Origin of the sequence: Brevundimonas sp. SGAir0440 (assembly GCF_005484585.1) — a bacterium.
Classification (GTDB): domain Bacteria; phylum Pseudomonadota; class Alphaproteobacteria; order Caulobacterales; family Caulobacteraceae; genus Brevundimonas.
This window is the reverse complement of sequence record NZ_CP039435.1, coordinates 1,547,980-1,572,656: the sequence shown is the minus strand read 5'-3', so window position 1 is coordinate 1,572,656 and position 24,677 is coordinate 1,547,980. Positions and strand designations below refer to the sequence as shown.

Genomic DNA, 24,677 nt, shown 5'->3' with positions numbered 1-24,677 from the left:
GGTCAGCCCAAGGCCTGATCCAGATCCGCGATCAGGTCCTCGACGTTCTCGACCCCGACCGACAGCCGGATCAGGTTGTCGGTCACGCCGCCCGCCTCGCGCACTTCCTTGGGCACGCTGGCGTGGGTCATGATCGCCGGGTGGTTCACCAGGCTTTCCACCCCGCCCAGCGACTCGGCCAGGGTGAAGACCTGAACCCGCTCAAGGACGCGCTTGGTGCGCTCCAGATCGCCCTCCAGGATCACCGTCACCATCCCGCCGAAGCCGCCGTGCATCTGGCGCGCCGCCAACTCATGCTGCGGGTGGGCGATCAGGCCGGGATAGATCACCTTGGCGATCCCCGCGCGCGTCTCGAGCCAGCGCGCGATGGTCAGCGCATTCTCGCAGTGCGCCTTCATCCGCAGCGCCAGGGTCTTCAAGCCCCGGTTGGCCAGGAAGGCGTCGAACGGCCCCATGATCCCGCCGACCGAGTTCTGCAGGAACTTGATCCGAGGGGCCAGTTCGGCGTCGCCCGTCACCAGCACCCCGCCGATGATGTCCGAATGGCCGTTCAGGTATTTCGTCGCCGAGTGCATCACCACGTCCGCCCCCAGGCTCAGCGGCTGCTGGCAGAACGGGGTGGCGAAGGTGTTGTCCACGACCAGCAGCAACCCATGCGCCCTGGCCACCTTCGACAGGGCGGCGATATCGGCCAGCTTCATCAGGGGATTGGTGGGCGTCTCGACCCACAGCATCTTGGTCATCGGGGTGATCGCCGCCTCGACCGCCGCGATGTCGCTCAGGTCCACATAGGCGAAGTCCAGCCCCATGGTCCGCCTGCGCACCCGCTCGAACAGCCGCCACGAGCCGCCGTACAGGTCGTCGCCGGTGACGATGTGATCGCCCGCATCCAGCAACTCCAGCGCCGTCGAAGTCGCCGCCATGCCCGAGCCGAAGCCGAACCCGTGCGTGCCGCCCTCCAGGTCCGCGATACAGGCCTCAAACGCCTCGCGCGTCGGGTTCTTGCCCCGCGCATACTCATAACCCTTGTTCACGCCCGGGCTTTCCTGGGCGTAGGTCGAGGTGGCGTAGATCGGAGTCATCACTGCACCCGTCGTCGGGTCGGGATGTTGGCCGGCATGGATGGCGCGGGTCGAAAAGCCTTGGCTGTTCTTCTTGTCGCTCATGGACTTACCGGTTCAGGCTGAGGTGGTTGATCAGATCGGTGCGGGTGATCAGGCCTACGAACTGCTCGCCGTCCAGCACGATGGCCACGCGGTCGCGATCGAAGACGGGGATCAGCGCGTCCAGAGGCTCATTGACCTGAAGCGTGTCCAGATCGCGCGTCATGGCCGAGGCCACCGGCTTGGCGAACCGTTCCTTCCGCGTGATCTCGTCGGTGTTCATGATGCGGATCAGGTCGCTTTCGTCCAGGATCCCGACCAGCCGGCCGTCTTCGATGACCGGCAGTTGCGATACGTCGGCGCCCTTCATCCGCTTGAAGGCGGTGTCCAGGGTGTCGCCCGGCCCGGCGACCACGACGTCGCCCTTCTCGTATTTGCGGTTGATCAGGTCCGACAGGTCGCCGTGGATTTCCCGCTCGCCCAGGCCCTGATCGGCCAGCCAGGCGTCGTTATAGACCTTGGACAGATATTTGGCCCCGGTGTCGCAGACGAAGGTGACGCAGGTCTTCGCTTCCGTCTGCTCGCGGCACCAGCGCAGCGCCGAGGCGATCAGGGTGCCGGACGACGAGCCGGCCAGGATGCCTTCCTTCAGCAGCAGTTCGCGCGCCGTGGCGATCGCCTCGGCGTCGGGGATCGAATAGGCCTTGTCGATCAGGCTCATGTCCGCTGTGTCGGGCACGAAGTTCTGACCGATTCCCTCCACGGTGTAGCTGCCTTCCGGTCCCGGCACGCCGTCGTTGACGATGCCGGCCAGGGTCGATCCGACCGGATCGGCCAGGATGATCTGGGCCTTCGAGCCCACGCTCTTCAGAAACTGCGCCGTGCCGGTGATTGTGCCGCCCGAGCCGATACCGGCGACGAAGGCGTCGATGTCGCCGCCCGTCTGCTCCCAGATTTCCGGACCCGTCGTCTTCACATGGGCCTCGGCGTTGGCGGCGTTGGCGAATTGGTTGACGTAGAAGCCGCCGGGAATGCCCTGGGCCAGACGCTCGGCCATGTCGGTGTAGTATTCCGGGTGACCATGGGGCACGTCCGAACGCGTCAGACGAACATCGGCGCCCATCGCCCTGAGATGCTGGATCTTTTCCTTGGACATCTTGTCCGGGATGACCAGAAGCACCTTATATCCTCGGGCCCGACCGACCAGCGTCAACGCAAGGCCCGTATTGCCCGCCGTCGCCTCCACGATGGTGCCGCCCTCCTTCAGGAAGCCTTCGCGCTCGGCGGCGTCCAGCATCGAGATGGCGATCCGGTCCTTGATCGAACCGCCGGGGTTCTGGGACTCCAGCTTCAGCAGCAGGCGGCACGGGCCGGTGTCGATCTTCGTCACCTCCACCATCGGCGTCTTGCCGATCAGATCCAGCGGCGACGAGACAGTCGCGCTCAGGGCGGGGGCGGTCAGGGACATCGAAAACTCCATTCGGGGCGGGCGGAAGCTGAAGCCCCGCCTTCACATGGTCAACTCACGCAAGATTTGACCCCTCAAGATTTACTCAAGGGCGCGGTTCCGCGCTACGAAAGACATAATGACCAAATCATCCAAGAGGCCGCCCGCCGGTCTCCCCGACAAAGACACCCTCGTCGCCTTCCTGCGCGAGGCCGGATCGGCCGAGAAGACCGACATCGCGCGCCATTTCGGTCTGAAGGGCGGCGACCGCCGGGCCCTGCGCGAAATGATCCGCGAACTGGAAGCCGAAGGGCGACTGGGCAAACGCGGTCGCAAGGGCTTTTCCGAAGCCGGCGCCCTGCCCCCCGTCGGCGTCGCCGATGTGATCGAGCGCGACGGCGACGGCGAACTGTATGTGCGCCTGGTCGAGGCCAGTCCCGACGCGCCGCGCGCCATTCTGATGCCCGACAAGTCCAAGGCCGCCCCTGGCCTGAGCGATCGCGTGCTGGTGAAGTTCCAGCGCGGCGCGGAGGGTTGGGAAGCCCGGCTGATCAAGAAGCTGGACGTGGGGACCAACCGCGTCCTGGGCGTCATCCGCAAGTCGGCGCGTGAGACCCGCGTCGAGCCGGTCGACCGCCGGTCCAAGGACGTGCTGCTGGTGCCCCAGGCCCAGTCCGGCGACCTGCGTGACGGCGACCTGGTTCTGGCCGCCATTGAGAAAGGCGACCACCGCTATGGTCCCAAGCGCGGCAAGATCCTGGAGCACATCGGCAAGGAGGATGATCCCCGCGCCGCCTCCCTGATCGCCATCCATGCCCACGGCGTACCAACCGGCTTTTCCGAAGCGGTCGAACGCGAGGCCGAAGATCAGGCCCTGCCGACGCTGAAGGGCCGCGAGGACCTGCGCGAGGTTCCCTTCATCACCATCGACCCCGCCGATGCGCGCGACCACGACGACGCCGTCTATGCGGCGCGCGACGAGGATCCGAAGAATGAAGGCGGCTGGATCGTCTGGGTCGCCATCGCCGATGTCGCCGCCTACGTCCGCCCCGGAAGCCCGCTGGACCGCGAGGCGCGCGACAAGGGCAACTCGACCTATTTCCCCGATCGCGTCGAACCGATGCTGCCGGAGGTGCTGTCGAACGGTCTCTGCAGCCTGAAGGAGGGCGAGAACCGCGCCTGTCTCGCCGTGCGGATGGTCTTCGACAAGGACGGCCGAAAGACCGGACATCGGTTCGTGCGCGGTTTGATGCGGTCGCACGCCAAGCTCAGCTACGAACAGGCGCAGGCCGCCATTGATGGACAACCGGACGACACGACCGGCCCGATCATGGACGCGATCCTCTATCCGCTGTGGAACGCCTATCACGCCATGCTGAAAGGCCGGCTGAAGCGCAGTCCGCTGCAGATCGAATCGGCCGAACGCCGCATCCGCATGGCCCCGGATGGCGGCATCGCGTCTATCGAAAAGCGCGCCTCGCTGGAGGCGCACCGGCTGATCGAAGAGATGATGATCCAGGCCAACGTCTGCGCCGCCGAAACGCTGGAGCAGAAGAAGACGCCGCTGATCTATCGCATGCACGACGCGCCCAGTCAGGAGAAGATCTTCAACCTCGCTGACTTCCTATCGACCATCGGCAAGCCTTGGAACAAGGGCGAGCCCGGCACGACCAAGCGGTTCAACAAGCTGCTGGACGAAACGCGCGACACTGAACACGCCGATGTGGTCAACGAGGTGGTCCTGCGCAGCCAGATGCAGGCGATCTACTCTCCGGAGAACATCGGCCACTTCGGCCTGAACCTAGACCGCTACGCCCACTTCACCTCGCCGATCCGGCGCTACTCCGACCTGATCGTCCACCGCGGACTGATCCGGGCGCTGAACCTGGGCAAGGATGGGCTGACCGATCGCGAAATCGCCGAACTGCCGGCCATCGCCGAGGGCGTGACCATGACCGAGCGCCGGTCGATGGCCGCAGAGCGTGACGCAATGGACCGCTATATCGCCGCCTATCTGGAAGAGCACGTCGGTGCGACCTTCGCCGGACGGATCACCGGCGTGACGCGGTTCGGCCTGTTCATTCGTCTGGAGGACACGGGCGCGGACGGCCTAGTGCCCGTCTCCACGCTCGGCAGCGAATACTTCACCCACGACGACCGCGCCCACGCCCTGGTCGGCGAACGCACCGGCAAACGGTTCACCTTGGGCCGCATGGTCGAGGTCAAGCTGCGCGAAGCCACGCCCGTTACCGGCGGCCTGGTGTTCGAAATGCTCAGCGAGCCCGAACCCCGCGATCCCAACGCCCCGGCTCCACGCTACGGAATGCGCGGACGCGGCGGCGACGGTCCGCCGATGCGCGGCAAGAACCGGCCAGGCGGCCCCAAGCCCCGCAACGGCTCCAAACCCTCCGGCGGCCTGAAGGGCGTCAGGAAGGGCAAGCGGAAGTGACCCCATTCGACGCTGCTCAGGATCTGGCCGACGCACCGCGTGTCGGCGGGGCGCAGCGGCCGAAGGATGCGGCGACGCTGATCCTGACGCGCGGCGGCGATCGGCCCGAGGTGCTGATGGGGCGGCGCGCGCCGGGCCATGTGTTCATGGCGTCGAAATGGGTGTTTCCAGGCGGGCGGATCGACCGCAGCGACTTCACCGCCGCCGCGACGGGTGAGTTGTCGGGCGAGGTTGCGCGGCGGCTGGAGGGCGAACTGCCCGCTCGCCGTGCGCGGGCCCTGGCCCTGACGGCGGTGCGCGAGACGTTCGAGGAGACGGGGCTGATTCTGGGGCGGCCGGCGCCCCGCGCCTCCGTCGCCGGCCCGTGGCGTGAATATCGCCAGGCGGGCGTCCTGCCCGATCTGTCGGTCCTGTCCTATATCGCGCGCGCTATTACGCCGCCCGGCCGGACCCGGCGGTTCGACGCCCGGTTCTTCATGGCCCCGGCCGAGGCCCTGCTGAGCCCGGAGCCGACCGCAGGGTCGGGCGAACTGGACGAAATCGCCTGGCTGCCGTTGGACGAGGCGCGCGCCCTGGACCTGCCCGCCATCACCCGGTTCGTGCTGGGTGAACTGGCCGAACGGTTGGAAAACCCGAACCGTCCCCTGCCCTTCGTGCGGATGGTGCGGGGTCGGCATACGGTGGAACACAGGGACTGACATGGCCGGAACAACGATCACCCTGCGCCTGACGATCGCCAATCCGGTCGCGGGCGTCGCCTACAGCCTGCAGGACAAGGCGAACAGGCCGGTCGAACCGCGCATCGCCGCCGACGGTCCGATCAGCTTCGACGCGCCCGTCACTTTGTCCGAGGATGGCCGCCTGACCGGCCCCTTCGTGCGGCGCGAGGGCGCGACGCGGCGGTTCGTCTATGTCGCGATCGGCACGTCGGCAGGCCAGCACGCCAGCGAATGGAGCCGACGCGCCAAGATCGACGTCCACGACATTCCCGCCGATCTGCTGGCCCAGGCGCGCGAAGGCGCGGTTCTGGAAGTCGTCCTGCCCGGCCGCGCCAAGGACGGCGGCCCCGCCTGCGCCACCGTGCGGCCGATCCAGGCCTGGCGCGTCGTTTGATCCTTAGTCGGCGATCGGCTTGGTCAGGTCGAATTCGACGCGGAAATGCCGGTTGGGACGACGCAGCTCGTAGGCGAACATCCCTTCGGGATGGACCTCCATCGCCCAGACATTGGTGGTCGAGACGGCCGCGTCGTTCCCGTTGAACAGGGCGATCGATTCGGCGTCGACCGGGAATTCCTGCCGCTCGGCCGTGCCGGCGTTGACCGTATCGCCGCCGTACCAGTGCAGCACGTCGGTCGTGCCGTCCGCGTGTCGGTGGTCGTGCTTCAGCCGAAGGCCCGCGTCGGTCTTCGTCACCACCCAGGTCCGCGAACGATCCGACCCCACGGCGAAGGGAATGCGCACCTCGTCCGGCGAACAGTCGCGGACATGCATGACCAGCCGCTCGCCGGCAAACCTGGCGTCGGCGGCGTCGGTGGTGACGACCCGACCTTCAAATCGTTGCCCGCACAGGGCGTTTAAGCGCGCCAGGAAATCGTCCTGAGACTGAGCCGGATCGGCCGTTGCGACGCCGCCGAACGACAAGGACATCAGGGCCGCGGCGGCCAGCAGGGATGCGATTTTCATGCGGTCAGACTATATGTGCGTTGGGCCTCATCAACGTGGCATCGCGCCCGTTGACTTTGGGGCGATCCTGAGTATGTTCCGCGCCTCTTATTTTAAGCGGCTTTCGCCGTCGCAGAGGTAATTCCGATGGCCAAACCGGCTTCCATCAAGATCCGCCTGAACTCCACGGCCGACACCGGCTTCTTCTATGTCACCAAGAAGAACGCCCGCACCATGACCGAGAAAATGGTCGTCAAGAAGTACGACCCCGTCGTGCGCAAGCACGTCGAGTTCAAGGAAGGCAAGATCAAGTAAGTCCTTGATCCGCTGAGAATTGAAAACGCCCGGCTGGTCTCCAGCCGGGCGTTTTTCGTTGTCTGGACGCCCTCGTTACGCCGCCTTGGCGATGACCCGGTTGCGGCCGGCGGCCTTGGCCTCATAGACTCCTTCGTCAGCGCGCTTCAGCAGGCCTTCGGGCGTATCGCCGTCGCCGGTCGTGGCGGCCACGCCGATCGAGATGGTGATGGTGATCTGCTCCTTGCCGCCCATCACGCGGAACGGCGCGGAGGCGACGTCTCGGCGAATCCGTTCGGCGACGCGGCCAGCGTCTTCCAGGCTGGCGCCCGGCATGACCACCACGAACTCCTCGCCGCCCATGCGGCACGGCAGGTCCACGGCCCGGACATTGGTGGCCAGGCGCACGGCGAACTCTACCAGCACCTCGTCGCCGGCGTCGTGGCCGAAGCTGTCATTGACCGATTTGAAGTGGTCGATGTCCAGAACCAGCACGGCCACCTGGGCCCCGCCCTGGGCCGCGCGCCCCACCAGCGCCTGCAACTGGCCGGTCATGTAGCGCCGATTGTGCAGGCCGGTCAGGGCGTCGGTGACGGCCATCTCCATGCTGCTGTCCAGCTTCTGGCGCAGGAAGTCGGTGTAGCGTTTACGCCGGATCTGGGTGCGAACCCGCGCCGACAGTTCTTCGGTATCGACGGGGCGCGGCAGGATGTCGGCGGCGCCCAGTTCCAGCGCCTTGATCATGCGCGGCCGTTCGGTCGGCTCCACGATCGCCAGGATCGGCGCGCGGCGCGCATCGCCCGACTTGGCCTGGGCGACGATCCGAAGGCCGTCGAAGCTGGCGGCGGCGACGTTGACGATGATCAGGTCCAGCGCCCCCTTGGCCGCGACCAGCGCCGCCTCGGGATCGGTTTCGATGGTGACGCGATGTTCGCCGACCAGTTCCTGGGCGATCTTCTCGGCCTGACGCTGGTCGTCGTCGACGATCAGAACCCGCCCGCCCTCGCTGCGCAGTCGCGCGGCATTGTCCGAATCGACGCCCAGGCGACGACCGCTTTCCTCGCGCTCGCGCAGCTCGTCCATGACGTGCTTCAGCCGCGTCAGCGACTTGACTCGCGCGAACAGGATGACGTCGTCGATGGGCTTGGTCAGGAAGTCGTCGGCGCCGGCCTCAAGCCCCTTGATCCGATCCTCGCGCCCGTCCAGCGCCGTGACCAGCACGACGGGGATGTGGCGCGTCTCGGCCTGGGCCTTCAGCCGTCGGCACGTCTCGAACCCGTCCATGCCGGGCATCATGACGTCCAGCAGGATCAGGTCCGGCTGGTGCTCGGCGGCGATGGCCAGGGCCGACAGGCCGTCGTTGCAGGTCAGCACATCGTAATATTCGATGGTCAGCTTGGCTTCGAGCAGGCGGACGTTCACGTCCACATCGTCGACGACGAGGATACGGGCGCTCATCCGAGGTGCTGCCGGATGGTTTCGAGGAAATGCATGACCGAGATCGGCTTGGAGATATAGGCCTCGCAGCCGCCCTGACGGATCCGCTCCTCATCGCCCTTCATGGCGAATGCGGTCACGGCGATGACGGGGATGTGGTTCAGTTCCTCGTCGTCCTTCAACCATTTGGTGACTTCCAGACCCGAAATTTCCGGCAGCTGGATATCCATCAGGATCAGGTCGGGATGATGGGCGCGCGCCAAGGCGAGCGCCTGCAAGCCCTCGCGGGTCTGCAGGGTCTCATAGCCCTGGGAATCGAGCAGATCATGAAAAAGCTTCATGTTCAGCTCGTTATCCTCGACGATGAGGACTTTCTTGGACATCATCACCTGACCTGCGCGCCCCTCGAACGCGGGACGCCTCGTTGTTCGCATTCGTAGGCGCCCAGTCTTAAGTTGGGGTGAAGCCAACCTTACGGAGACCTTAAGCGTGGCCATCAAGGCCATCTGTCGCGACTGCCTGTGGACCGGCGAAGATCCCGCCGGGCCGCGCGAGAACCGCTGTCCGGCGTGCGGATCGCGGCGCGTGGTCGCAGACGCCGAACTGGACCAGTTGTCGATCGCCCACATGGACTGCGACGCCTTCTACGCCTCGGTGGAAAAGCGCGACCGGCCCGAACTGCGCGACAAGCCGGTCATCGTCGGGGGCGGAAAGCGCGGCGTGGTCTCCACCGCCTGCTATATCGCGCGTCAATATGGCGTCGGCTCAGCCATGCCGATGTTCAAGGCGTTGAAGGCCTGTCCAGAGGCCGTGGTGATCCGGCCGGACTTCACCAAATACGTCTTCGAATCGCAGCGCATTCTGGGGGCGTTGGGACAGCTGACGCCCTTGATCCAGCCGTTGTCGCTGGATGAGGCCTGGGTCGATCTGTCGGGCACGGAACGGCTGAACGGCGGCCCGCCGGCGCTGCAGCTGATCCGCTTCCAGAAACAGATCGAGGAGGAGACCGGCCTGACCGTCTCCATCGGCCTGGCGCCCAACCGCTTTCTGGCGAAGATGGCGTCGGAGATGGACAAGCCGCGCGGCTTCTCCGTCGTCGGCGCCGCCAACGCCCAGGCGTTGCTCGCGCCGCGCCCCGTCACCACTCTGCCCGGCGTCGGGCCGGTGTTTGGCAAGGCGTTGCGCAGCGACGGCTACTCGACCATTGGCGATCTGGCGCGGGCGGACGTGCGCGACCTGGTCAAACGTTACGGCGAATCCGGTCTGCGCCTGCACGATCTGGCCCACGCCCGCGACGCGCGCGCCGTGAATCCCGAACGCGATCGCAAGGGAATGAGCGCCGAAACCACCTTCAACGAAGACCTGACGTCGGCCGAGGCGCTGGAGGCCGAGCTGTGGCCCCTGTGCGAGAAGCTGGCGTCCAAGGCCCGGCGCGACGGCGTCGCCAGCCGGGTGCTGGTGCTGAAGCTGCGGCGCACCGACTTCAAGATCGTGACCCGCCGCGTCACCCTGCCCGATCCGGTGCAGACCGCGCGCGCCCTGTTCGCCGCGGGGCGCGATCTGCTGAAACCCGAGCTGGGCCGCCCCTATCGCCTGATCGGCATCGGCATGGCGGACGTGCAGGACGCCGAGGACGCGCCCGCCGGCCTTTTCCAGACCACCGAGACGCGCGCCTTGAAGACAGAGCGCGCCATCGACGTGCTGCGTGAAAAGTTCGGCAAGGATGCGGTGGTGGCGGGCCGCGCGCTGAAGCCGTAGGACAGGGCATGGATCTCGCCAAACGCGCCTATGACCATGGCTTTCGCCTGGACCCGATCGTCCGCAGCCTGCTGGATACGGACTTCTACAAGCTGCTGATGCTGCAGATGATCTGGCGCGAGCATCGCGACGTGCCGGTCGTCTTCCAGGTGATCAACCGCACCAAGACCGTGCGTCTGGCCGAAGAGATCGATATCGACGCCCTGCGTGAGCAGCTGGATCACGCCCGCACCACGCGTTTCACCAACAAGGAACTGGTCTGGCTGGCGGGCAACAGCTTCTATGGCGTGAAACAGATTTTCTCGCCCGACTTCATCGCCTGGCTGACCGACTATCGCCTGCCCGACTACGACCTGTCGGTTCAGGACGGGCAGTATGTGCTGACCTTTTCGGGCGCCTGGGCCGAGGTGACGCTGTGGGAAATCCCCGCGCTGGCGATCCTGAACGAGCTGCGCTGCCGGGTCGGGATGCGGCGGCTGGGCCGGTTCGATCTGGACATCCTGTATTCGCGCGCCAAGACGCGGCTTTGGTCCAAGGTCGAGCGACTTCGCGCTCTGCCCGACCTCGCCCTGTCCGACTTCGGCACCCGGCGGCGGCACGGCTTCCTGTGGCAGCGCTGGTGCATTCAGGCGTTGAAGGAAGGGCTGGGCAAATCCTTCATCGGCACGTCCAACGTCCTGCACGCCATGGAGAACGACCTGGAAGCCATCGGCACCAACGGCCACGAACTGCCGATGGTTCTGGCGGCCCTGGCGCCGGACGACGCGGCACTGGCCCAGGTTCCCTATGCGGTGCTGGACGAATGGCGTCGGCATTATGCGGGCAATCTGCTGATCGTCCTGCCCGACGCCTTCGGCACCGAGGCGTTCTTGGAGCAGGCGCCCGACTGGGTGGCGGATTGGACCGGTTTCCGACCCGACTCGGCCCCGCCCATCCCGGCCGGCGACCGCCTGATCGACTGGTGGCGCGCGCATGGGCGAGACCCAAAGGAGAAGCTGCTGATCTTCTCGGACGGGATGGACATCGACGGGATCGAGGCGACGCATGCCCATTTCCACGGTCGCGCCCGTCTCAGCTTCGGCTGGGGCACCAATCTGACCAACGATTTCCGCGACTGTTCGCCCGCCTTCGCGCCCGAGCTGGAGCCCATCTCTCTGGTCTGCAAGGTGGTCGAGGCGGGCGGACGCCCCGCCGTCAAACTGTCGGACAATCCGGCGAAAGCGGTCGGCGATCCCGCCGAGATCGAACGGTATCGCCGTGTCTTCGGCGTGCGCGGCCTGACCGCCCAACCCGTCACGGTCTGAAACCCGGCCTTAAGCCCATCGTGCGACAAGGCGGGCATGAGCGCCTTTCTCGACAAGATGCGTCGCCGCGCCGGCCGCTATCTCGATGTCCGTCCCGCCACGGTCCAACCCGCGCGCGGCGTCCTCAGCCTGTCGTTCGACGACATCCCGGCATCGGCTTGGACCGAGGCCGGACCGATCCTGGCTCAGCACGGGGTCAAGGCGACCTACTATGTCTGCGGCGGCCTGTCGGGCGGTCGCAATCTGGACCTGCCCCAGTTTGAGGTGGAGCACCTTCAAGCCCTCCATGAGGCCGGGCACGAAGTCGGATGCCACACCTATGAGCATGTCTCGACCCTGACCCTGTCACCGGCCGAACTGGACGCCAGCCTTGCTCGCAACGCCGCCTGGGTGGCCGACCGGCTGGACGGGTACGAAATGCAGACCTTCGCCTATCCCTTCGGCGATTGCGCCTTGGGATCGAAAGCCGTGATCGACAGACGCTTCCTGTGCGGGCGCGGCGTCCGCGACGGGATCAACGCCGGACGTTCGGATCGCAACCTGCTGCAGGCCATCGGCCTGGAGAGCCGTCGCCTGCCCGGCTACGACCTGGAGGCGCTGGTTTCGGAGACGGCTTCGTCCAAAGGCTGGCTGATCGGCTACGGCCACGACGTCAGCGACGCGCCGACGCCGTATGGTTGCCGCCCGGAGGACATCGATCGGTTGATCAGACTGGCCAAGGCGGCCGACCTGGACATTCAGCCGGTCGCGGCGGCGTGGCGGATGGCGACAGCCTGAGGGATCAGGCACCCTTGCGCCGGTCCGCCCAGGCGATCAGCTCCTTGCGGGGCCAGATCATCAGCCATGATCGGGCGGTGTATTCGCCGCTGTCGATCAGCGCCTTCCTCGACGCCGAGGCCGTCCCGGCCCGCTCGGTGTGGATCTCGCCCGGCCCTTGATGGACCATGAAGGCGCCACCCTTCAGCGGGTTGAGCCGCAGGTGCGCAAGTCGCGGGCTGATCTCGGTCAGGGGCGGGTCGTAGAACCAGCTGGAGCCGATCATGCCGGCCAGTTCAGGCCGTGCGCGGCACAGTTCGGCCGCCGTGGCCCAGGCCTCGTTCCAGCCGTCTTCGTTGAAGCCGTGCAGCCAGCGGCTCTCGGTATGAACCTCCAGCCAGGGCTCGCGCTTGGCGCCCGCCGCCAGATAGCGGACCAGCGGCTTGAGGCCCCAGCCGTCGCGAACGTGTTTGACGATCTGGCCCGGCCCGACCGGCGACGACAGGTCTATGACCTGGCTCTTGGCCCCCGGCACGCTGAGCGCTAGGGTGAAGCGCACGTCCTTGGACCAGTGGTCGAAAACGTATCCTCCCTCGGCCTTCTCCAGAAACCCCGCCAACTGTTCGATCCAGTAGGGATAGAGGGCCATGACCTCGGCCGGCAGATTCATCGCCGCTGCTCGGTCGGGCAGTTGCAGCGCCCAGGCGGCGACCAGGCCGCGACGCACATCGTCGGAGGCATCAGCGCCCAACAGCGCATCCACCGCCTTCGCCGGCATTTCGAAATCCCAATGCGGCGCGGCCTCGGCGGCCTTTTGCGCGGCCGGGACTACGGCGGCGTCCACGCGCGCGCGGTCGCCGGCAGACAACCGCGCCAGCACGGCATGGAAGGCGGCGACGTCGGGGGTCAGGTGCATATCCATGATCGCACCATGACACGGCGCGGTTGGCAAACCTTTAAAGCGCGCCGAACGGGTGACGCCGCCCTTGCCCCGCGCTAAACCGCGCCCAGATAAACAGGAGCCCCCATGAGCATCGAAGCCCGCATCGCCGAACTCGGCCTCACCCTGCCGGAACCCGCCAAGCCGGTGGCCAGCTATGTCTCCTATGTCCGCTCGGGCGATCAGGTCACCATCTCGGGCCAGCTGTCGAACGACGCGAACGGCGGGATCAAGGGCACGGTCGGCGTGGACGTAACGCCGGAGCAGGCCTTGGAAGCCGCGCGTCTGTGCGGTCTGAACCTGATCGCCCAGATCAAGGCGGCCTGCGATGGCGATCTGGACCGGGTGGTCCGCATCGTCAAACTGGGCGGTTTCGTTCAGGCCGGCCCCGACTTCACCGCCATTCCCGCCGTCATCAACGGCTGCTCGGACATGATGGTCGAGGTCTTCGGCGACGCCGGCAAGCACGCCCGCTCGGCCGTCGGCGTGTACAAGCTGCCGCTCGGCTTCGCCGTCGAGATCGATGCGATCGTGGAGATCCGCTGATCTTTCAGATCTCGGTTCACGAAGGGATCGCCGACATCGGCCGCGAGGCGTGGGACGCGTGCGCGCTGCCCACCGGCGATCCCTTTGTCTCCTACGATTTTTTGCACGCGTGCGAGGCCTCGGGCAGCGCCGCGCCGCGCCAGGGCTGGGCGCCGCGCCACCTGGCCCTGAGGGGTGAAGGCAACGCGGTGCTGGGCGTCATGCCCCTGTATTTGAAGGGCAACAGCCAGGGCGAGTATGTCTTCGACCATAGCTGGGCCGACGCCTATGAACGGGCCGGCGGCCGGTATTATCCCAAGCTGCTGGGCGCCGTGCCCTTTACGCCCGCGACCGGCCCGCGCTTCCTGCACCATCCCGAGACCGACGCCACCACCGTGCGTCAGGCCCTGATCCAGGGGGCGGTGACCCTGGTCGAACGGCTGGGCGTCTCCTCCCTGCACGTCAACTTCCCGACCGAAGCGGACTGGTCAGCCATGACCGAGGCGGACCTGCTGCCACGCCAGGACATCCAGTTCATCTGGCGCAATAACGACTATCGGACCTTCGACGATTTCCTGGCCGCCCTGTCGGCCAACCGCCGCAAGACCATCAAGCGCGAGCGCCGCGACGCCCAGGCCGATCTGGATATCCGCGTCCTGACCGGCGCCGACATCACCGAGGCCCACTGGGACGCCTTCTTCGCCTTCTACATGGACACCGGCTCGCGTAAATGGGGCCGGCCCTATCTGACGCGCGACTTCTTCAGTCGCATCGGCGCGACCATGGCCGACCGGATCGCCTTGATTATGGCGTTTCGGGATGAGACGCCCATCGCCGGCGCTCTGAACTTCATCGGCCGCGACGCCCTTTACGGCCGGCAATGGGGCACACTGGAAGACGTGCCCTTCCTGCATTTCGAGCTTTGCTATTATCAGGCTATCGAATTCGCCATTTCGCGCGGCCTGTCCCGCGTCGAAGCCGGGGCCCAAGGCGACCACAAGATCGCGCGCGGCTACCTGCCCTCCCCCGTCTATTCCGCCCATTTCATCGCCGACCCCGCCCTGCGCGATCCCGTCGCCCGCTATCTGGACGGCGAACGGCCGGCCGTCGCGGCGGAGATGCGGGCGATGACCGAAGAACTGTCGCCCTACAAGCAGGCATAGAAAAAGGCCCGGCTGCTGCCAGCCGGGCCTTTCGCCATCACCTTTTCGAGGATCAGGCCGTCTCTTCTTCCTCGGCTTTCGCGGGCGCGCTGGCGCTCGTGATGTCGAAGTCGATCTTGCCGTCCTTCAGCTGGACCCTGACGTGTCCGCCGCGCGTCAGACGCCCGAACAGGATGTCGTCGGCCAACGGCTTCTTGATCGAGTCCTGGATGACCCGCGCCAGCGGACGCGCGCCATACAGTTCGTCGAAGCCGTTCTTGGCCAGCCAGTCGGCGGCTTCGTCGGTCAGTTCGATGGTGATGTTGCGATCCGCCAGCTGGGCTTCCAGCTGAAGGATGAACTTCGTCACCACCGAGCGGATCGTGTCGGCCTGCAACGGCTTGAAGGCCACGATGGCGTCCAGGCGATTGCGGAACTCCGGCGCGAACAGGCGCTGGATGGCCTTGTCATCCTCGCCCTCGACCTTGCCCCGGCCGAAGCCGATGGAGGCGCGGGCGTTGTCGGCGGCCCCGGCGTTGGTCGTCATGATCAGGATGACGTTCCTGAAATCGACCTTCTTGCCGACCGCATCGGTCAGCATGCCGTTGTCCATCACCTGCAGCAGGATGTTGTAGACATCCGGGTGCGCCTTCTCGATCTCGTCCAGCAGCACGACGGCGTGCGGATGCTGATCGACGGCGTCGGTCAGCAGGCCGCCCTGGTCATGGCCGACATAGCCGGGAGGCGCGCCGATCAGACGGCTGACCGTGTGGCGCTCCATATATTCCGACATGTCGAAGCGTTGCATTTCGATGCCCAGGGTCGCGGCGAGTTGCTTGGCGACCTCGGTCTTGCCGACGCCGGTCGGGCCACTGAACAGGAAGCTGCCGATCGGCTTGTTCGGATCGCGAAGACCCGCGCGCGCCAGCTTCATGGCCGCCGACACCTGTTCGATGGCCTGTTCCTGACCAAAGACCGCGCGCTTCAGGTCGGTTTCCAGTTCGCGCAGGCTTTCGGTGTCGGACTTGGACACCGACTTGGCCGGGATACGGGCCATCTTGGCGATGACGGCTTCGACCTCCTTCTGACCGATGACCTTCTTCCTCTTGGATTCGGTCAGCAGCATCTGTGACGCCCCGGCCTCGTCGATCACGTCGATCGCCTTGTCCGGCAGTTTGCGGTCGGTCATGTAGCGCGCAGACAGCTCCACCGCCGTGCGCACGGCGCTGTCAGTGTAGCGGACCTTGTGGTGCTGCTCGTAGTAGGTCTTCAGACCCTTCAGGATCTTCACCGTATCCTCGACCGTCGGCTCGTTGACGTCGATCTTCTGGAAGCGACGCACCAGGGCGCGGTCCTTCTCGAAGTGCTGGCGATATTCCTTGTAGGTTGTCGACCCCATGCAGCGCAGGGTGCCGGACGCCAGGGCCGGTTTCAGCAGGTTCGACGCATCCATCGCCCCGCCCGAGGTCGCGCCCGCGCCGATCACCGTGTGGATCTCGTCGATGAAGAGCACGGCGTTGTCGTGGTTCTCCAGCTCCTTGACCACCTGTTTCAGGCGTTCCTCGAAGTCGCCGCGATAGCGGGTGCCGGCCAGCAACGCGCCCATATCGAGCGAATAGATGGTGGCGTCCTTCAGGACGTCGGGCACCTCGCCGTTGACGATCTTGCGGGCCAGACCTTCGGCGATAGCGGTCTTGCCGACGCCGGGATCGCCCACCAGAAGCGGGTTGTTCTTGGTCCGACGGCACAGGATCTGGATCGAGCGATCGACCTCGGCCTGACGACCGATAAGGGGATCGACCTTGCCCTGGCGCGACTTCTCGTTGAGGTCGACGCAATAGGCTTCCAGCGCCTCGCCGCCCTGTTTGACGGCGGATGCATCCTCGGCCTCTTCGGGCGAAGCGCCCTTGGCCGGACGGGCCTCGTTGGCGCCCGCCTTCTTGGCGATGCCGTGGGCGATGAAGTTGACCGCGTCATAGCGCGTCATGTCCTGCTCTTGCAGGAAGTAGGCGGCATGGCTCTCGCGCTCGGAGAAGATGGCGACCAGCACATTGGCGCCGGACACTTCCTCACGGCCTGACGACTGGACGTGGATCACCGCGCGCTGGATCACGCGCTGGAAGCCGGCGGTCGGCTTGGCGTCCTCGCCGTCGCTGGTGGCCAGGGCGGCCAAGTCGTTGTCGACATAGAGGGTCAGCGCCGCTTTCAACGCCGACAGATCGACGTTGCAGGCCTGCATGACGCCGGTCGCGTCGGGATCGTCGATCAGCGCGAGCAGCAGGTGCTCAAGCGTCGCATACTCGTGCCTGCGCGCATTGGCGTATCCCACCGCGCGGTGCAGGGTTTCTTCGAGAGGACGGGAAAATGAAGGCATAGGGAGGCTCCTCTCAGTCCTTTTCCATCGTGCATTGCAAAGGGTGCTGGTGGCGGCGCGCCGTCTCGATGACCTGCGCGACCTTGGTCTCGGCGACCTCGTAGGTGAAGACGCCGCAGACGCCGACGCCATGCTGATGCACATGCAGCATGATGCGGGTGGCCTCTTCCCGGCTCTTCTGGAAGAACCGCTCCAGCACATAGACGACGAATTCCATCGGCGAATAATCGTCGTTCAGAATCAGCACTCGATAGAGCGAGGGCTTTTGCAGCTTCGGCTTTGTTTCGGTGACAACGGCGGTTCCTTGACCGCCGCCGGTCTCACCGGGCCTTTGTATGGGCATTCGTGTTCCGTAATCGGGGAGTCGTCTTGGCTCTCAGATAGGGAATGATGGCCTGAATTGAAGCGGCGTCCAGTCACGGCTTTCGTGAAGGGCGTCTGACAAAGATTTCACGTGATCCAAGGCAGTCAACGGCTCAGGTTGAGAGCCTCAGTTGAACAGCTCCTGATCGCCATGCCCGCCGCCCTCGTCGTCGCCCTTTCGCTTGCCGCCTTCGCCCAGCTTACGCCGCTGGAAACCGCCGTCATGGCGGCCGACGCCAAACTGTTCGCTGTCTTCTTCGAAGGCTGCGATCCGACCGGACTTCGGGCCATGCTGACCGACGATTTCGAGTTCTTCGACGACCGCGGCGGACGGGTGGCTACTGACGCCGACAGCTTCGTGTCGCAATACGCCGAGCGTTGTCAGGGCCGCAGCGCGCCCGACGCCTGGCGGACCCGGCGCGAGGCCCTGCCGGACGGCTTGGCTGTCTATCCCATCAACAACTACGGCGCGGTCGAAACAGGCGAGCACGTCTTCTACGAGCGACAGGGCGACGGTCCGGAACGGCGCGTCGGACGCGCCCGCTTCACGCAGATGTGGAGACAGGAGGGGACCGAGTGGAAGCTGGCGCGTGTCTTCAGCTACGACCATTCCGCCCTGCCCTGACAGCAAAAAGGCCCCGGAGCGAACTCCGGGGCCTTCTCGATTCTTCAGTCCGTTCGCGGGATTAGCGAGCGGCCTGGAAGGTTTCGACCGAGGCGGTGACGCGCTCGTTGATCGGCTTGATGCTGTCCTTGACCGTGGCGGTGACGATCTCGTGCGTCTTGGTCAACTCGGCGACATAGCGCTCCATCGACTTCTTGGCCCAGGCGGTCTGAAGCTCGAAGAACTCCTGCACCGAACGAGCGGTCGACAGTTCTTTGGACGCGGCGACGCCGTCTTCCCACGAGGACTTGGCGAAGCCCAGCGCCTGTTGCGACAGGGCCTCGGCGCCCTTCTGAGCGACGGTGACCGACTCGACCATGGCTTCCAGGGTCTTCTTGCTGTGCGCGTTCAGCTCGGCCATCGAGGCCGTCGACTTGTCGATGCCTTCACGGAAGGCCTGCGTACCGGCGGCCTGCATGGTTTCGGCTTGCGCCTTGACCTTGGCGGCGGCCGAAGTTGCGGCGGCGGTGGCTTGGTCGGCGGTTTTCTTCACGGTTTCAGCAGCGTCGGCCATGATCGTCTCTCCGGTAGAAGGCCCTTGGGGACGGACCTGAGGGCGGAAATAATGACGCGAGAGGATCTCGCAGACCCACAATATGCTGCGAGTGCGAAGGTTTTTCAAGCGTTTTGTGCAATGCACAATATGATCGACGATAACTTTGATAGGCCGGTCAAATTTGCGTTGACGCGCGGTTAACCACCACGAAACCCGCGCTTCCTATGCTAGCTGTTTGTTCGTGACGGCCGGGGGGCCTGTCGCACCCTGCTCACCGAGGGGTTGTCCCGCCCATGATCGCTTTTCTCCGCCGTGGCCTGTTCGCCGTCCTCGCGCTTTCGCTGGTTCTGGGCGCGAACGTCAGGCCGATCGAGGCCCAGACCGCCTACTCGGCCCAGGAGAACAGCCGCTACGCCGCCATCGTGATCGACGCCGCCACGGGCGAGGTCCTGTTCGCGCGAAACGCCGACAGCCGCCGCTATCCGGCTTCCCTGACCAAGATGATGACGCTGTATCTGACGTTCGAGGCTCTGTCTCAAGGCAAGGCTAATGTGAACGACGTGCTGACGATCTCGCCGCGCGCCGCGTCCCAGCCGCCGTCAAAACTGGGCCTCGCCGCGGGCCAGACCATCACCCTGGACAACGCCATGCGCGCCACCGCCGTGCGGTCCGCCAACGACATGGCCCTGGCCATCGGCGAGCACATCGGCGGATCGGAAGCCCGCTTCACCAATATGATGACGCAGAAGGCCGCCCAGCTGGGCATGACCCAGACCCGCTACTACACCGCAAACGGCCTGCCGGACGCACGTCAGGTGACCTCCGCACGCGACCAAGCCATCCTGGCACGCGCCATCATGCGCGATTTCCCGCAGTACTACAGCTACTTCGGCCTTCACGACTGGGCATACAACGGTCGCAACTATCGCAACACCAACGGCCTTCTGCCGACCGGGCGCGGCTATGACGGGATGAAGACCGGCTATACCAACGCCTCGGGCTACAACCTCGCCGCCTCGGCCGTGCGCGACGGGCGACGCCTGATCACCGTGGTCCTGGGCGGCCGTTCGACCGCCAGCCGCAACGCTCACGTCGCCGAGCTGATGGACACCGGCTTCGAGGTCGAGCGCCGCCGCGCCCAGGGCGAGCGAATCCAGGTGGCCCAGACCTTCTTCGAGCAACGTGGTTTCGGCGTGGGCTCGGCGATCGCCGACGCCCCGATCGCCTATGCGTCGCTCAATGACGACGAGGACAGCGTCGGCGCGGAATCCACCGCTGTCGCCTATACGGCCGCACCAGCGCCCGCCGCCCTGCCGACGCGTATCGCCCCTGTCCCGTCGGAGCGCGCAGCCAGCCAGCGGGCCGCCGCAACCCTGCCGCCCATTGGTTCGGCGCCGGCCGCCTCCGCCGCGCCCCGTGCGCCACGCAATGTCACCGCTTCGTTGAACGGCGCGCCGGCCAATGCCGTCGTCGCGCCGTCCACCACGCCCCGTCGCTCGGCGTCGTCCGCAACGCGCGAACCCGCCCGCGCCGCGCCCAGAACGCCGGCCGGTCGCTGGGCGGTGCAGGTCGGCGCCTTCCGCGAAGAGAAGGTGGCGACCGACTGGCTGACCGAGGTCAACCGTCGTTTCCGCGATCAGTTCGCCAACGCCGAACGCAATGTCCAAACCGCCGGCGACTGGTATCGCTCGCGCTTCGTGGGCCTGACCGAAACCGGCGCAAAGTCCGCCTGCGAGGCGCTGGCTGCACGTCGCGTGACCTGCATGGTCATCGGCCCCGACTGAGGCCAAATCGGCGAGAACAAATGTTCTTGCTTTGTTCCTATTGATGTCGCATCGTCCTTCCCATGGAAACCGCCAAGGGAAGAGGCGCGCGTTCGAATGCCAGCGGCCGTTACGAGCCTGAGCAGCACCAGTCGTTCGATGACGGCTGGACGCACGACGACGCCGAGGCTGCGCCGCTGCGCACCACCCTCACCCCTGAACACGCCCGCACCATAATCGCCCGGAACGATAGTCCGGACATCGGCTTCGACCGCTCCATCAACCCGTACAAAGGTTGCGAACATGGCTGGACTTGCTAACCGGTTCTCATTCAGGCATGGCGGTGGGTATGGACAGCCCGGCCAACTGCATTTTGTATATTCGTTTCAGCACGAAGCGGCAGGAATCCGGGGCGTCCCGCGAACGCCAGCTTGAAGACTGCTACGCCTATGCGGGTCGGCAAGGCTGGACGGTCACCCGCGTCGTTGAAGACCTCGGGCGATCTGCTTGGTCAGGTCACCATCTGAACGGCGGCAACCTCGGGAAGCTGGCCGACGAAATCCGCGCCGGGGAAATCCCCCAAGGCACAATCATCCTGACCGAAAAGCTGGACCGGTTGAGCCGGATGGAAAGCCGCGTCACGCGCCGGTGGATGGAAGACATGACGGATGCGGGCGTGATGTTCGCCACCGTCACGCCCGGCAAGCTGCATGACCGCGACACCTTCGGCGGGTCCAGACTGACCGATTTCCTTGAAATCCTTTTGGGGGCGAAAGCCGCCAACGACTATTCCGAGAACCTGTCCGAGAAGGTGACGGACGGGTGGGAAAAGAAACTGAAGCGGCAAAAGACCGATCTGATCACCCGCAAGGTGCCCGGCTGGATCACCGTCACAAAGGATGGTGACCGGGTGTGTAATGAACACGCGGCGACGGTCGTGAAGATTTACCAGTTGGCCGCTGACGGTCGCGGCGTCCGCATGATCGCCAAGCGGCTGAATGACGACAAGGTGCCGACGTGGGGTCGGACGGCGACGTGGGATCAGTCGAACGTCCGCTTTGTCCTGACCTCCCCTGCTGCTGAAGGCGACTACCTTTCAGGCGGGGCCAATCCCGGTCGGGTGAAGAACGCCGGGGTCTTCCATCCCGGCTACTATGAGCGGGCTGTCCCCGCCGATCTGGTCGCCAAGGCGCGGGCACAGTTGGCCGGGCGCAAGCTGACCGGCGGGCGCGAAACAGGCAAGGCCGTCAACCTCTTCAGCGGCCTGATCGTCTGCGATCACTGCGGCGCCCGCATGTATCTGCGGACCCTTCCGAACAAGACCCGCGTCTACCAGTGTTCAGCGGCCAACCAGCGGCGCGGATGCCCCTATAACGAGACGTTCCGGTATGAGCCTTTCGAAGAGGCCGCGCTTGATGTTGTGCTGACCCGCGCTCTCGATGACCGGCATTTCCGGCGCCCCGACGACAGCCTGTCGCTGGTCCATCAGGTCGCGGCACAGCAGAAGGCCATCGCGGATGCCGATCTGCTGGCAAAGAACGCCTATGCGATCTACCTGAAGCACCCCGACAACCAGATGGCCGAAGACCAGTTCAACGAGTTGAGCGCGGCCTTGAAGACAGCCAAGGCGGCTCTCGGGCCTCTTGAGGATGCTTTGGCCAAGGCCCGTGGGTGGGTCAGCCCGGCGGAACATGCGCGGCGAGTGATGGAAATCCGCGACGCCATCGCCAGCCCTGACAAGGTGATCAGAGAGGCGGCGCGGCTGAAGGTCATGGACGCCTTAAAGGGGGTTGTCGCCGAAGTCCGGTGCAACGCCGTAGACACGCAACGCGGGGAGCCAGAGCGGACATTCGCCCTGACGCTGGTCGGCGGCATGATCGGGGTGAAGTTCGACAACAATGGCATGGTGATCGCGGATTACGACCTGACCAAAAATCTTGAGGTCGTCACCCTGCCCGATGGCACGGCGGTCGATATGGCGCCGGGACTACGGGCTGGAATGCTCGGGGGCGAACAAAGACTTGAGAACGCCTTGGATGCTGTCCTTCGCCGTCAGGAAGCCGCCGCGTCGTCCTCTTCCTTGACCGGCGCCAGAGCGTAGCCGCCGGTTTTGGTCTTCACCTGCATGAAGCGGCGAAAGGCGTAATTGCCGATCCCGAGGGACAGGCCCGAGAGGGCCACCACCATGTCCGCGTTGCCGGGGGTCGTGACGGCGATGACGGTCAGGGGGACCATCAGCCACATGTAGACCTTGGACAGGGACAGCATGGGCGCGCAGCCCTTCACCGGCGGTTCCAGCACGTTCAGGAACCACAGGACGGCGAGGATCGCGGACCAAACGACCCCAAGGACACGCCGGATCACGCCGCCACCTTCGAGGGTCGGAAGCGATTCATGATGTGGCCGTTGTAAAATGCGCGCGAGCCGTCAGGGAGGCGGGCGTAAAGGACGTTTCGGGCGAACATTTCCCGCGTCTCTTCGTAGTTCATCAGGGGCCGGGTTTTGCAGAGCGTCAGGATTTCCCGGCGGAAGTTGTCCGGGCCGAGCGCGGCAACATCGTCCTTCAACTCGGTGCATGATCCGAAGTAGCGGCGCCACAGATCGTGACGGACCTTGCCGTGCTTCTTTTCCTTAAGAACCTTTTGGCCGACGTAGGCGCGGCCCGTGATCAGGTTCGTGATCAGGTAGGTGAAGCCAGCGAATTTGGTGAGGTCGGCTTCGCTTACGCCGGGCGGGATGATCCAGTCTGTCATCCGATATTTAGCGGAACGACCAAAGGGAGGCCGGATGCCCCCGGCCTCCCCCACAATATCGGAGAATATCGGGAGCCAATGACCTCTCCCGACAAAACTATTTATGCGGCCGGGGCCTTCCGTGCGCGCCGTTATCGTGAGCGACGGATAGGCGCCAGATCAGCCTTGGGCATTCATCATCCCACTCGTTTGGCCGACCCCACGGAATTTCGAGCCTTTGCCGTAGGGATAGTCTCCCCCGGTGTCGTCCATCAGTTCGTTAAGCTCGCACAACAGGTCCAGTGACGGGCCGTGACCACGGACCTCTGCCACGCGATATTCAGCCGGGTTTGCCCATGTCGTGCGCCGCTCGACCACGCCAGCTTCGACCATCTTGTTGATCTGAAGCCGCACATTCTTGATCGAAATCGACACGCGCGGTGCTTCCTCGGTCATCAGAATATGTAGCTCGCGCGCGGTCTGCCAACTGTCGTCAATGTGACGCCAGACCTCGACCGTGTTGTCAGTGATGTTGATCAGATCGGTCATGCCGCTGCTGGCTCAATCAGATGACAGCCGGGGAACCAGCGCATTTGGAAGAAGAAGCTGTCCGCGAAGTCCATCGAGACGACGCCTTCGCCATGGCGCGCAGACGGGGCGTTTACGATGCACCACTCGCGCACTTCATCGGTCTGGTCCGAAGGGACCAAAAAGGTATCCATTAGAGTTCCTATGAGTGATGGCGGCCCCGTTCCAAGGTGGAAGACAAAGAACAGGGCCGCCGAGGTAGCCGATTTACGCTTACACTGGGGTAATGCGCCCCCAGATCAGTGACGTTGCCGCCGCCGATGACCCCAACATACGCTCAACTTCGCGTCGGTCAAGCATCGCGGCGCACTTTTATTGCGCGATACTGTGTCTCTGCGGACATTGCGTGCACGATGTCTCAAATATCAAAGTCAATTAAATGCAAAATATTCTACCGCGCCTCACAAGAAGCCGTAGCCTTCGGAATATTGACTGACGGGGACGCACCGCTGGGGGTGGTTGTCACGGCCGCTGCCAAATAACGGCTGGTGTCGCGAATATTCAGGCTTTGACCTGACTATTTGGAACTGCGGGTTTTGTAGTTGGCCCCGCCCATCTGTCAGGGGCGCGCGGCGCCGTCGCGGGTGATCTGTAGTTCGATTTCGCGCTGTCGCTCGCCCGCAGAAATTCTTCCTTCGCGCTCGCATCGGTAGGCCAGATACCCGGCGGTTAGGTAGGACAGCCCCTCTTCGTCCGCTCCGGCGACGATGTAGTCAGCTTTGCGAGGCCACGACGGGCAGAGGTTCGGGCTGAACAGGTCATGGTCCACCGACACCGGGACCAGTTCGGTTTTGGTGACGACCGTAGGCGCGGGCGCGGTAGCACAGGCCCCAAGGACAAGGGCGGAAACGGCGAGACAGATCAGGGCTTTCATAGCCGT

The 24,677-nt window shown here is 65.2% G+C and carries 26 protein-coding genes and 1 pseudogene; 13 read left to right on the top strand and 14 right to left on the bottom strand.

Annotation, left to right across the window (positions count from 1 at the left end; translation table 11 throughout):
* Positions 1-2 precede the first annotated feature (2 nt).
* Complete coding sequence (locus E7T10_RS07750) at positions 3-1,166, bottom strand: cystathionine gamma-synthase (protein ID WP_137721365.1); 1,164 nt, start codon at positions 1,164-1,166, stop codon at positions 3-5.
* Positions 1,167-1,170: 4 nt separating this feature from the next.
* Positions 1,171-2,571, bottom strand: a complete 1,401-nt coding sequence (locus E7T10_RS07745; protein WP_210416182.1) for a cystathionine beta-synthase — start codon at positions 2,569-2,571, stop codon at positions 1,171-1,173.
* Between the two features lie 118 nt (positions 2,572-2,689).
* Here E7T10_RS07745 and rnr point away from each other — a divergent pair, with 118 nt between their 5' ends.
* From rnr to E7T10_RS07730, 3 genes are read left to right on the top strand one after another with little or no spacing between them, the layout of a single operon-like run.
* On the top strand, positions 2,690-4,999 hold the full coding sequence (gene rnr, locus E7T10_RS07740) for a ribonuclease R (protein ID WP_137721363.1): 2,310 nt from the start codon (positions 2,690-2,692) through the stop codon (positions 4,997-4,999).
* Positions 4,996-5,697 (top strand): NUDIX domain-containing protein, encoded by a 702-nt coding sequence (locus E7T10_RS07735; protein ID WP_137721362.1) that lies wholly within the window; start codon positions 4,996-4,998, stop codon positions 5,695-5,697. Before rnr ends, E7T10_RS07735 begins: the two co-directional genes overlap by 4 nt.
* Before the next feature lies 1 nt (position 5,698).
* Positions 5,699-6,112, top strand: coding sequence for a DUF5990 family protein (locus E7T10_RS07730; protein ID WP_137721361.1), 414 nt, complete (start codon positions 5,699-5,701; stop codon positions 6,110-6,112).
* Between the two features lie 3 nt (positions 6,113-6,115).
* Here the strand turns inward: E7T10_RS07730 and E7T10_RS07725 are convergent, their stop codons facing one another.
* The gene (locus tag E7T10_RS07725; protein ID WP_137721360.1) at positions 6,116-6,682 is read right to left on the bottom strand and encodes a hypothetical protein; all 567 of its coding nucleotides are present in this window, start codon (positions 6,680-6,682) and stop codon (positions 6,116-6,118) included.
* A 126-nt stretch (positions 6,683-6,808) separates the two neighbouring features.
* Here E7T10_RS07725 and rpmG point away from each other — a divergent pair, with 126 nt between their 5' ends.
* Positions 6,809-6,976 carry a 50S ribosomal protein L33 gene (gene rpmG / locus E7T10_RS07720; RefSeq protein WP_003164451.1) on the top strand — a complete coding sequence of 56 codons (168 nt, stop codon included), beginning with the start codon at positions 6,809-6,811 and terminating at the stop codon, positions 6,974-6,976.
* 75 nt (positions 6,977-7,051) lie between these two features.
* On the opposite strand, the gene E7T10_RS07715 is transcribed toward rpmG, so the two are convergent.
* Positions 7,052-8,413: a PleD family two-component system response regulator gene (locus E7T10_RS07715; RefSeq protein WP_137721359.1), complete on the bottom strand. Its 1,362-nt coding sequence runs from the start codon at positions 8,411-8,413 to the stop codon at positions 7,052-7,054.
* On the bottom strand, positions 8,410-8,775 hold the full coding sequence (locus E7T10_RS07710) for a response regulator (protein ID WP_164952723.1): 366 nt from the start codon (positions 8,773-8,775) through the stop codon (positions 8,410-8,412). Before E7T10_RS07710 ends, E7T10_RS07715 begins: the two co-directional genes overlap by 4 nt.
* A 106-nt stretch (positions 8,776-8,881) precedes the next feature.
* On the opposite strand from E7T10_RS07710, the gene E7T10_RS07705 reads away from it, so the two are divergent.
* Genes E7T10_RS07705 through E7T10_RS07695 form a run of 3 tightly spaced genes read left to right on the top strand, consistent with a single transcriptional unit; the run spans position 8,882 to position 12,231 of the window.
* Complete coding sequence (locus E7T10_RS07705) at positions 8,882-10,150, top strand: DNA polymerase IV (RefSeq protein WP_137721358.1); 1,269 nt, start codon at positions 8,882-8,884, stop codon at positions 10,148-10,150.
* Between the two features lie 8 nt (positions 10,151-10,158).
* The gene (locus E7T10_RS07700) at positions 10,159-11,454 is read left to right on the top strand and encodes a nicotinate phosphoribosyltransferase (RefSeq protein ID WP_137721357.1); all 1,296 of its coding nucleotides are present in this window, start codon (positions 10,159-10,161) and stop codon (positions 11,452-11,454) included.
* A gap of 36 nt (positions 11,455-11,490) precedes the next feature.
* On the top strand, positions 11,491-12,231 hold the full coding sequence (locus E7T10_RS07695; RefSeq protein WP_137721356.1) for a polysaccharide deacetylase family protein: 741 nt from the start codon (positions 11,491-11,493) through the stop codon (positions 12,229-12,231).
* 4 nt (positions 12,232-12,235) lie between these two features.
* Here the strand turns inward: E7T10_RS07695 and E7T10_RS07690 are convergent, their stop codons facing one another.
* Positions 12,236-13,132, bottom strand: a complete 897-nt coding sequence (locus E7T10_RS07690) for a hypothetical protein (RefSeq protein WP_137721355.1) — start codon at positions 13,130-13,132, stop codon at positions 12,236-12,238.
* Positions 13,133-13,237: 105 nt separating this feature from the next.
* On the opposite strand from E7T10_RS07690, the gene E7T10_RS07685 reads away from it, so the two are divergent.
* Both E7T10_RS07685 and E7T10_RS07680 read left to right on the top strand, forming a co-directional pair.
* Positions 13,238-13,696 (top strand): RidA family protein, encoded by a 459-nt coding sequence (locus E7T10_RS07685; RefSeq protein WP_112861684.1) that lies wholly within the window; start codon positions 13,238-13,240, stop codon positions 13,694-13,696.
* Positions 13,693-14,838 (top strand): GNAT family N-acetyltransferase, encoded by a 1,146-nt coding sequence (locus tag E7T10_RS07680; protein ID WP_137722586.1) that lies wholly within the window; start codon positions 13,693-13,695, stop codon positions 14,836-14,838. Before E7T10_RS07685 ends, E7T10_RS07680 begins: the two co-directional genes overlap by 4 nt.
* 52 nt (positions 14,839-14,890) lie before the next feature.
* Here the strand turns inward: E7T10_RS07680 and clpA are convergent, their stop codons facing one another.
* Positions 14,891-17,191, bottom strand: coding sequence for an ATP-dependent Clp protease ATP-binding subunit ClpA (gene clpA, locus E7T10_RS07675; protein ID WP_026108343.1), 2,301 nt, complete (start codon positions 17,189-17,191; stop codon positions 14,891-14,893).
* 13 nt (positions 17,192-17,204) lie between these two features.
* Positions 17,205-17,534 (bottom strand): ATP-dependent Clp protease adapter ClpS, encoded by a 330-nt coding sequence (clpS, locus tag E7T10_RS07670; protein WP_017504641.1) that lies wholly within the window; start codon positions 17,532-17,534, stop codon positions 17,205-17,207.
* A 171-nt stretch (positions 17,535-17,705) separates the two neighbouring features.
* On the opposite strand from clpS, the gene E7T10_RS07665 reads away from it, so the two are divergent.
* Positions 17,706-18,179, top strand: coding sequence for a nuclear transport factor 2 family protein (locus tag E7T10_RS07665; RefSeq protein ID WP_137721354.1), 474 nt, complete (start codon positions 17,706-17,708; stop codon positions 18,177-18,179).
* A 61-nt stretch (positions 18,180-18,240) separates the two neighbouring features.
* On the opposite strand, the gene E7T10_RS07660 is transcribed toward E7T10_RS07665, so the two are convergent.
* Positions 18,241-18,732, bottom strand: coding sequence for a phasin family protein (locus E7T10_RS07660; RefSeq protein ID WP_137721353.1), 492 nt, complete (start codon positions 18,730-18,732; stop codon positions 18,241-18,243).
* A 275-nt stretch (positions 18,733-19,007) separates the two neighbouring features.
* Between E7T10_RS07660 and E7T10_RS07655 the strand changes: the two genes are divergently transcribed.
* The 3 genes and pseudogenes from E7T10_RS07655 (at position 19,008) to E7T10_RS07645 (ending at position 22,578) form a co-directional block, all read left to right on the top strand.
* Positions 19,008-20,498: a D-alanyl-D-alanine carboxypeptidase family protein gene (locus E7T10_RS07655; RefSeq protein WP_137721352.1), complete on the top strand. Its 1,491-nt coding sequence runs from the start codon at positions 19,008-19,010 to the stop codon at positions 20,496-20,498.
* A 62-nt stretch (positions 20,499-20,560) separates the two neighbouring features.
* Positions 20,561-20,785 (top strand): annotated as a pseudogene (locus E7T10_RS07650) (radical SAM protein); the annotation flags it as partial.
* A gap of 41 nt (positions 20,786-20,826) precedes the next feature.
* Positions 20,827-22,578 carry a recombinase family protein gene (locus tag E7T10_RS07645; RefSeq protein ID WP_168189911.1) on the top strand — a complete coding sequence of 584 codons (1,752 nt, stop codon included), beginning with the start codon at positions 20,827-20,829 and terminating at the stop codon, positions 22,576-22,578.
* On the opposite strand, the gene E7T10_RS07640 is transcribed toward E7T10_RS07645, so the two are convergent.
* The 5 genes from E7T10_RS07640 to E7T10_RS07625 all read right to left on the bottom strand — a co-directional run bounded on the left by E7T10_RS07640 (position 22,530) and on the right by E7T10_RS07625 (position 24,671).
* Positions 22,530-22,841, bottom strand: coding sequence for a hypothetical protein (locus E7T10_RS07640; RefSeq protein WP_137721350.1), 312 nt, complete (start codon positions 22,839-22,841; stop codon positions 22,530-22,532). The genes E7T10_RS07645 and E7T10_RS07640 overlap by 49 nt on opposite strands.
* Complete coding sequence (locus E7T10_RS07635; protein WP_137721349.1) at positions 22,838-23,230, bottom strand: NAD synthetase; 393 nt, start codon at positions 23,228-23,230, stop codon at positions 22,838-22,840. Before E7T10_RS07635 ends, E7T10_RS07640 begins: the two co-directional genes overlap by 4 nt.
* Before the next feature lie 159 nt (positions 23,231-23,389).
* A complete protein-coding gene (locus E7T10_RS07630; protein WP_137721348.1) occupies positions 23,390-23,758 on the bottom strand; it encodes a hypothetical protein in 369 nt (122 codons plus the stop codon).
* A complete protein-coding gene (locus E7T10_RS15730) occupies positions 23,755-23,931 on the bottom strand; it encodes a hypothetical protein (RefSeq protein ID WP_168189910.1) in 177 nt (58 codons plus the stop codon). Before E7T10_RS15730 ends, E7T10_RS07630 begins: the two co-directional genes overlap by 4 nt.
* A gap of 425 nt (positions 23,932-24,356) precedes the next feature.
* Positions 24,357-24,671 carry a hypothetical protein gene (locus E7T10_RS07625; protein ID WP_137721347.1) on the bottom strand — a complete coding sequence of 105 codons (315 nt, stop codon included), beginning with the start codon at positions 24,669-24,671 and terminating at the stop codon, positions 24,357-24,359.
* Between the last annotated feature and the right edge of the window lie 6 nt (positions 24,672-24,677).

Excerpts from the sequence above, each read along its gene's own strand:
- E7T10_RS07625 (WP_137721347.1), bottom strand. The coding sequence starts at position 24,671 with ATGAAAGCCCTGATCTGTCTCGCCGTTTCCGCCCTTGTCCTTGGGGCC.
- E7T10_RS07635 (WP_137721349.1), bottom strand. The coding sequence starts at position 23,230 with ATGACAGACTGGATCATCCCGCCCGGCGTAAGCGAAGCCGACCTCACC.
- E7T10_RS07725 (WP_137721360.1), bottom strand. The coding sequence starts at position 6,682 with ATGAAAATCGCATCCCTGCTGGCCGCCGCGGCCCTGATGTCCTTGTCG.
- clpA (WP_026108343.1), bottom strand. The coding sequence starts at position 17,191 with ATGCCTTCATTTTCCCGTCCTCTCGAAGAAACCCTGCACCGCGCGGTG.
- E7T10_RS07655 (WP_137721352.1), top strand. The coding sequence starts at position 19,008 with ATGATCGCTTTTCTCCGCCGTGGCCTGTTCGCCGTCCTCGCGCTTTCG.
- E7T10_RS07745 (WP_210416182.1), bottom strand. The coding sequence starts at position 2,571 with ATGTCCCTGACCGCCCCCGCCCTGAGCGCGACTGTCTCGTCGCCGCTG.
- clpS (WP_017504641.1), bottom strand. The coding sequence starts at position 17,534 with ATGCCCATACAAAGGCCCGGTGAGACCGGCGGCGGTCAAGGAACCGCC.
- rpmG (WP_003164451.1), top strand. The coding sequence starts at position 6,809 with ATGGCCAAACCGGCTTCCATCAAGATCCGCCTGAACTCCACGGCCGAC.
- E7T10_RS07665 (WP_137721354.1), top strand. The coding sequence starts at position 17,706 with ATGCCCGCCGCCCTCGTCGTCGCCCTTTCGCTTGCCGCCTTCGCCCAG.
- E7T10_RS07715 (WP_137721359.1), bottom strand. The coding sequence starts at position 8,413 with ATGAGCGCCCGTATCCTCGTCGTCGACGATGTGGACGTGAACGTCCGC.
- E7T10_RS07660 (WP_137721353.1), bottom strand. The coding sequence starts at position 18,732 with ATGGCCGACGCTGCTGAAACCGTGAAGAAAACCGCCGACCAAGCCACC.
- E7T10_RS07750 (WP_137721365.1), bottom strand. The coding sequence starts at position 1,166 with ATGAGCGACAAGAAGAACAGCCAAGGCTTTTCGACCCGCGCCATCCAT.
- E7T10_RS07685 (WP_112861684.1), top strand. The coding sequence starts at position 13,238 with ATGAGCATCGAAGCCCGCATCGCCGAACTCGGCCTCACCCTGCCGGAA.
- E7T10_RS07710 (WP_164952723.1), bottom strand. The coding sequence starts at position 8,775 with ATGTCCAAGAAAGTCCTCATCGTCGAGGATAACGAGCTGAACATGAAG.
- E7T10_RS15730 (WP_168189910.1), bottom strand. The coding sequence starts at position 23,931 with ATGGATACCTTTTTGGTCCCTTCGGACCAGACCGATGAAGTGCGCGAG.
- E7T10_RS07695 (WP_137721356.1), top strand. The coding sequence starts at position 11,491 with ATGAGCGCCTTTCTCGACAAGATGCGTCGCCGCGCCGGCCGCTATCTC.
- E7T10_RS07645 (WP_168189911.1), top strand. The coding sequence starts at position 20,827 with ATGGACAGCCCGGCCAACTGCATTTTGTATATTCGTTTCAGCACGAAG.
- E7T10_RS07700 (WP_137721357.1), top strand. The coding sequence starts at position 10,159 with ATGGATCTCGCCAAACGCGCCTATGACCATGGCTTTCGCCTGGACCCG.
- E7T10_RS07730 (WP_137721361.1), top strand. The coding sequence starts at position 5,699 with ATGGCCGGAACAACGATCACCCTGCGCCTGACGATCGCCAATCCGGTC.
- rnr (WP_137721363.1), top strand. The coding sequence starts at position 2,690 with ATGACCAAATCATCCAAGAGGCCGCCCGCCGGTCTCCCCGACAAAGAC.
- E7T10_RS07690 (WP_137721355.1), bottom strand. The coding sequence starts at position 13,132 with ATGGATATGCACCTGACCCCCGACGTCGCCGCCTTCCATGCCGTGCTG.
- E7T10_RS07630 (WP_137721348.1), bottom strand. The coding sequence starts at position 23,758 with ATGACCGATCTGATCAACATCACTGACAACACGGTCGAGGTCTGGCGT.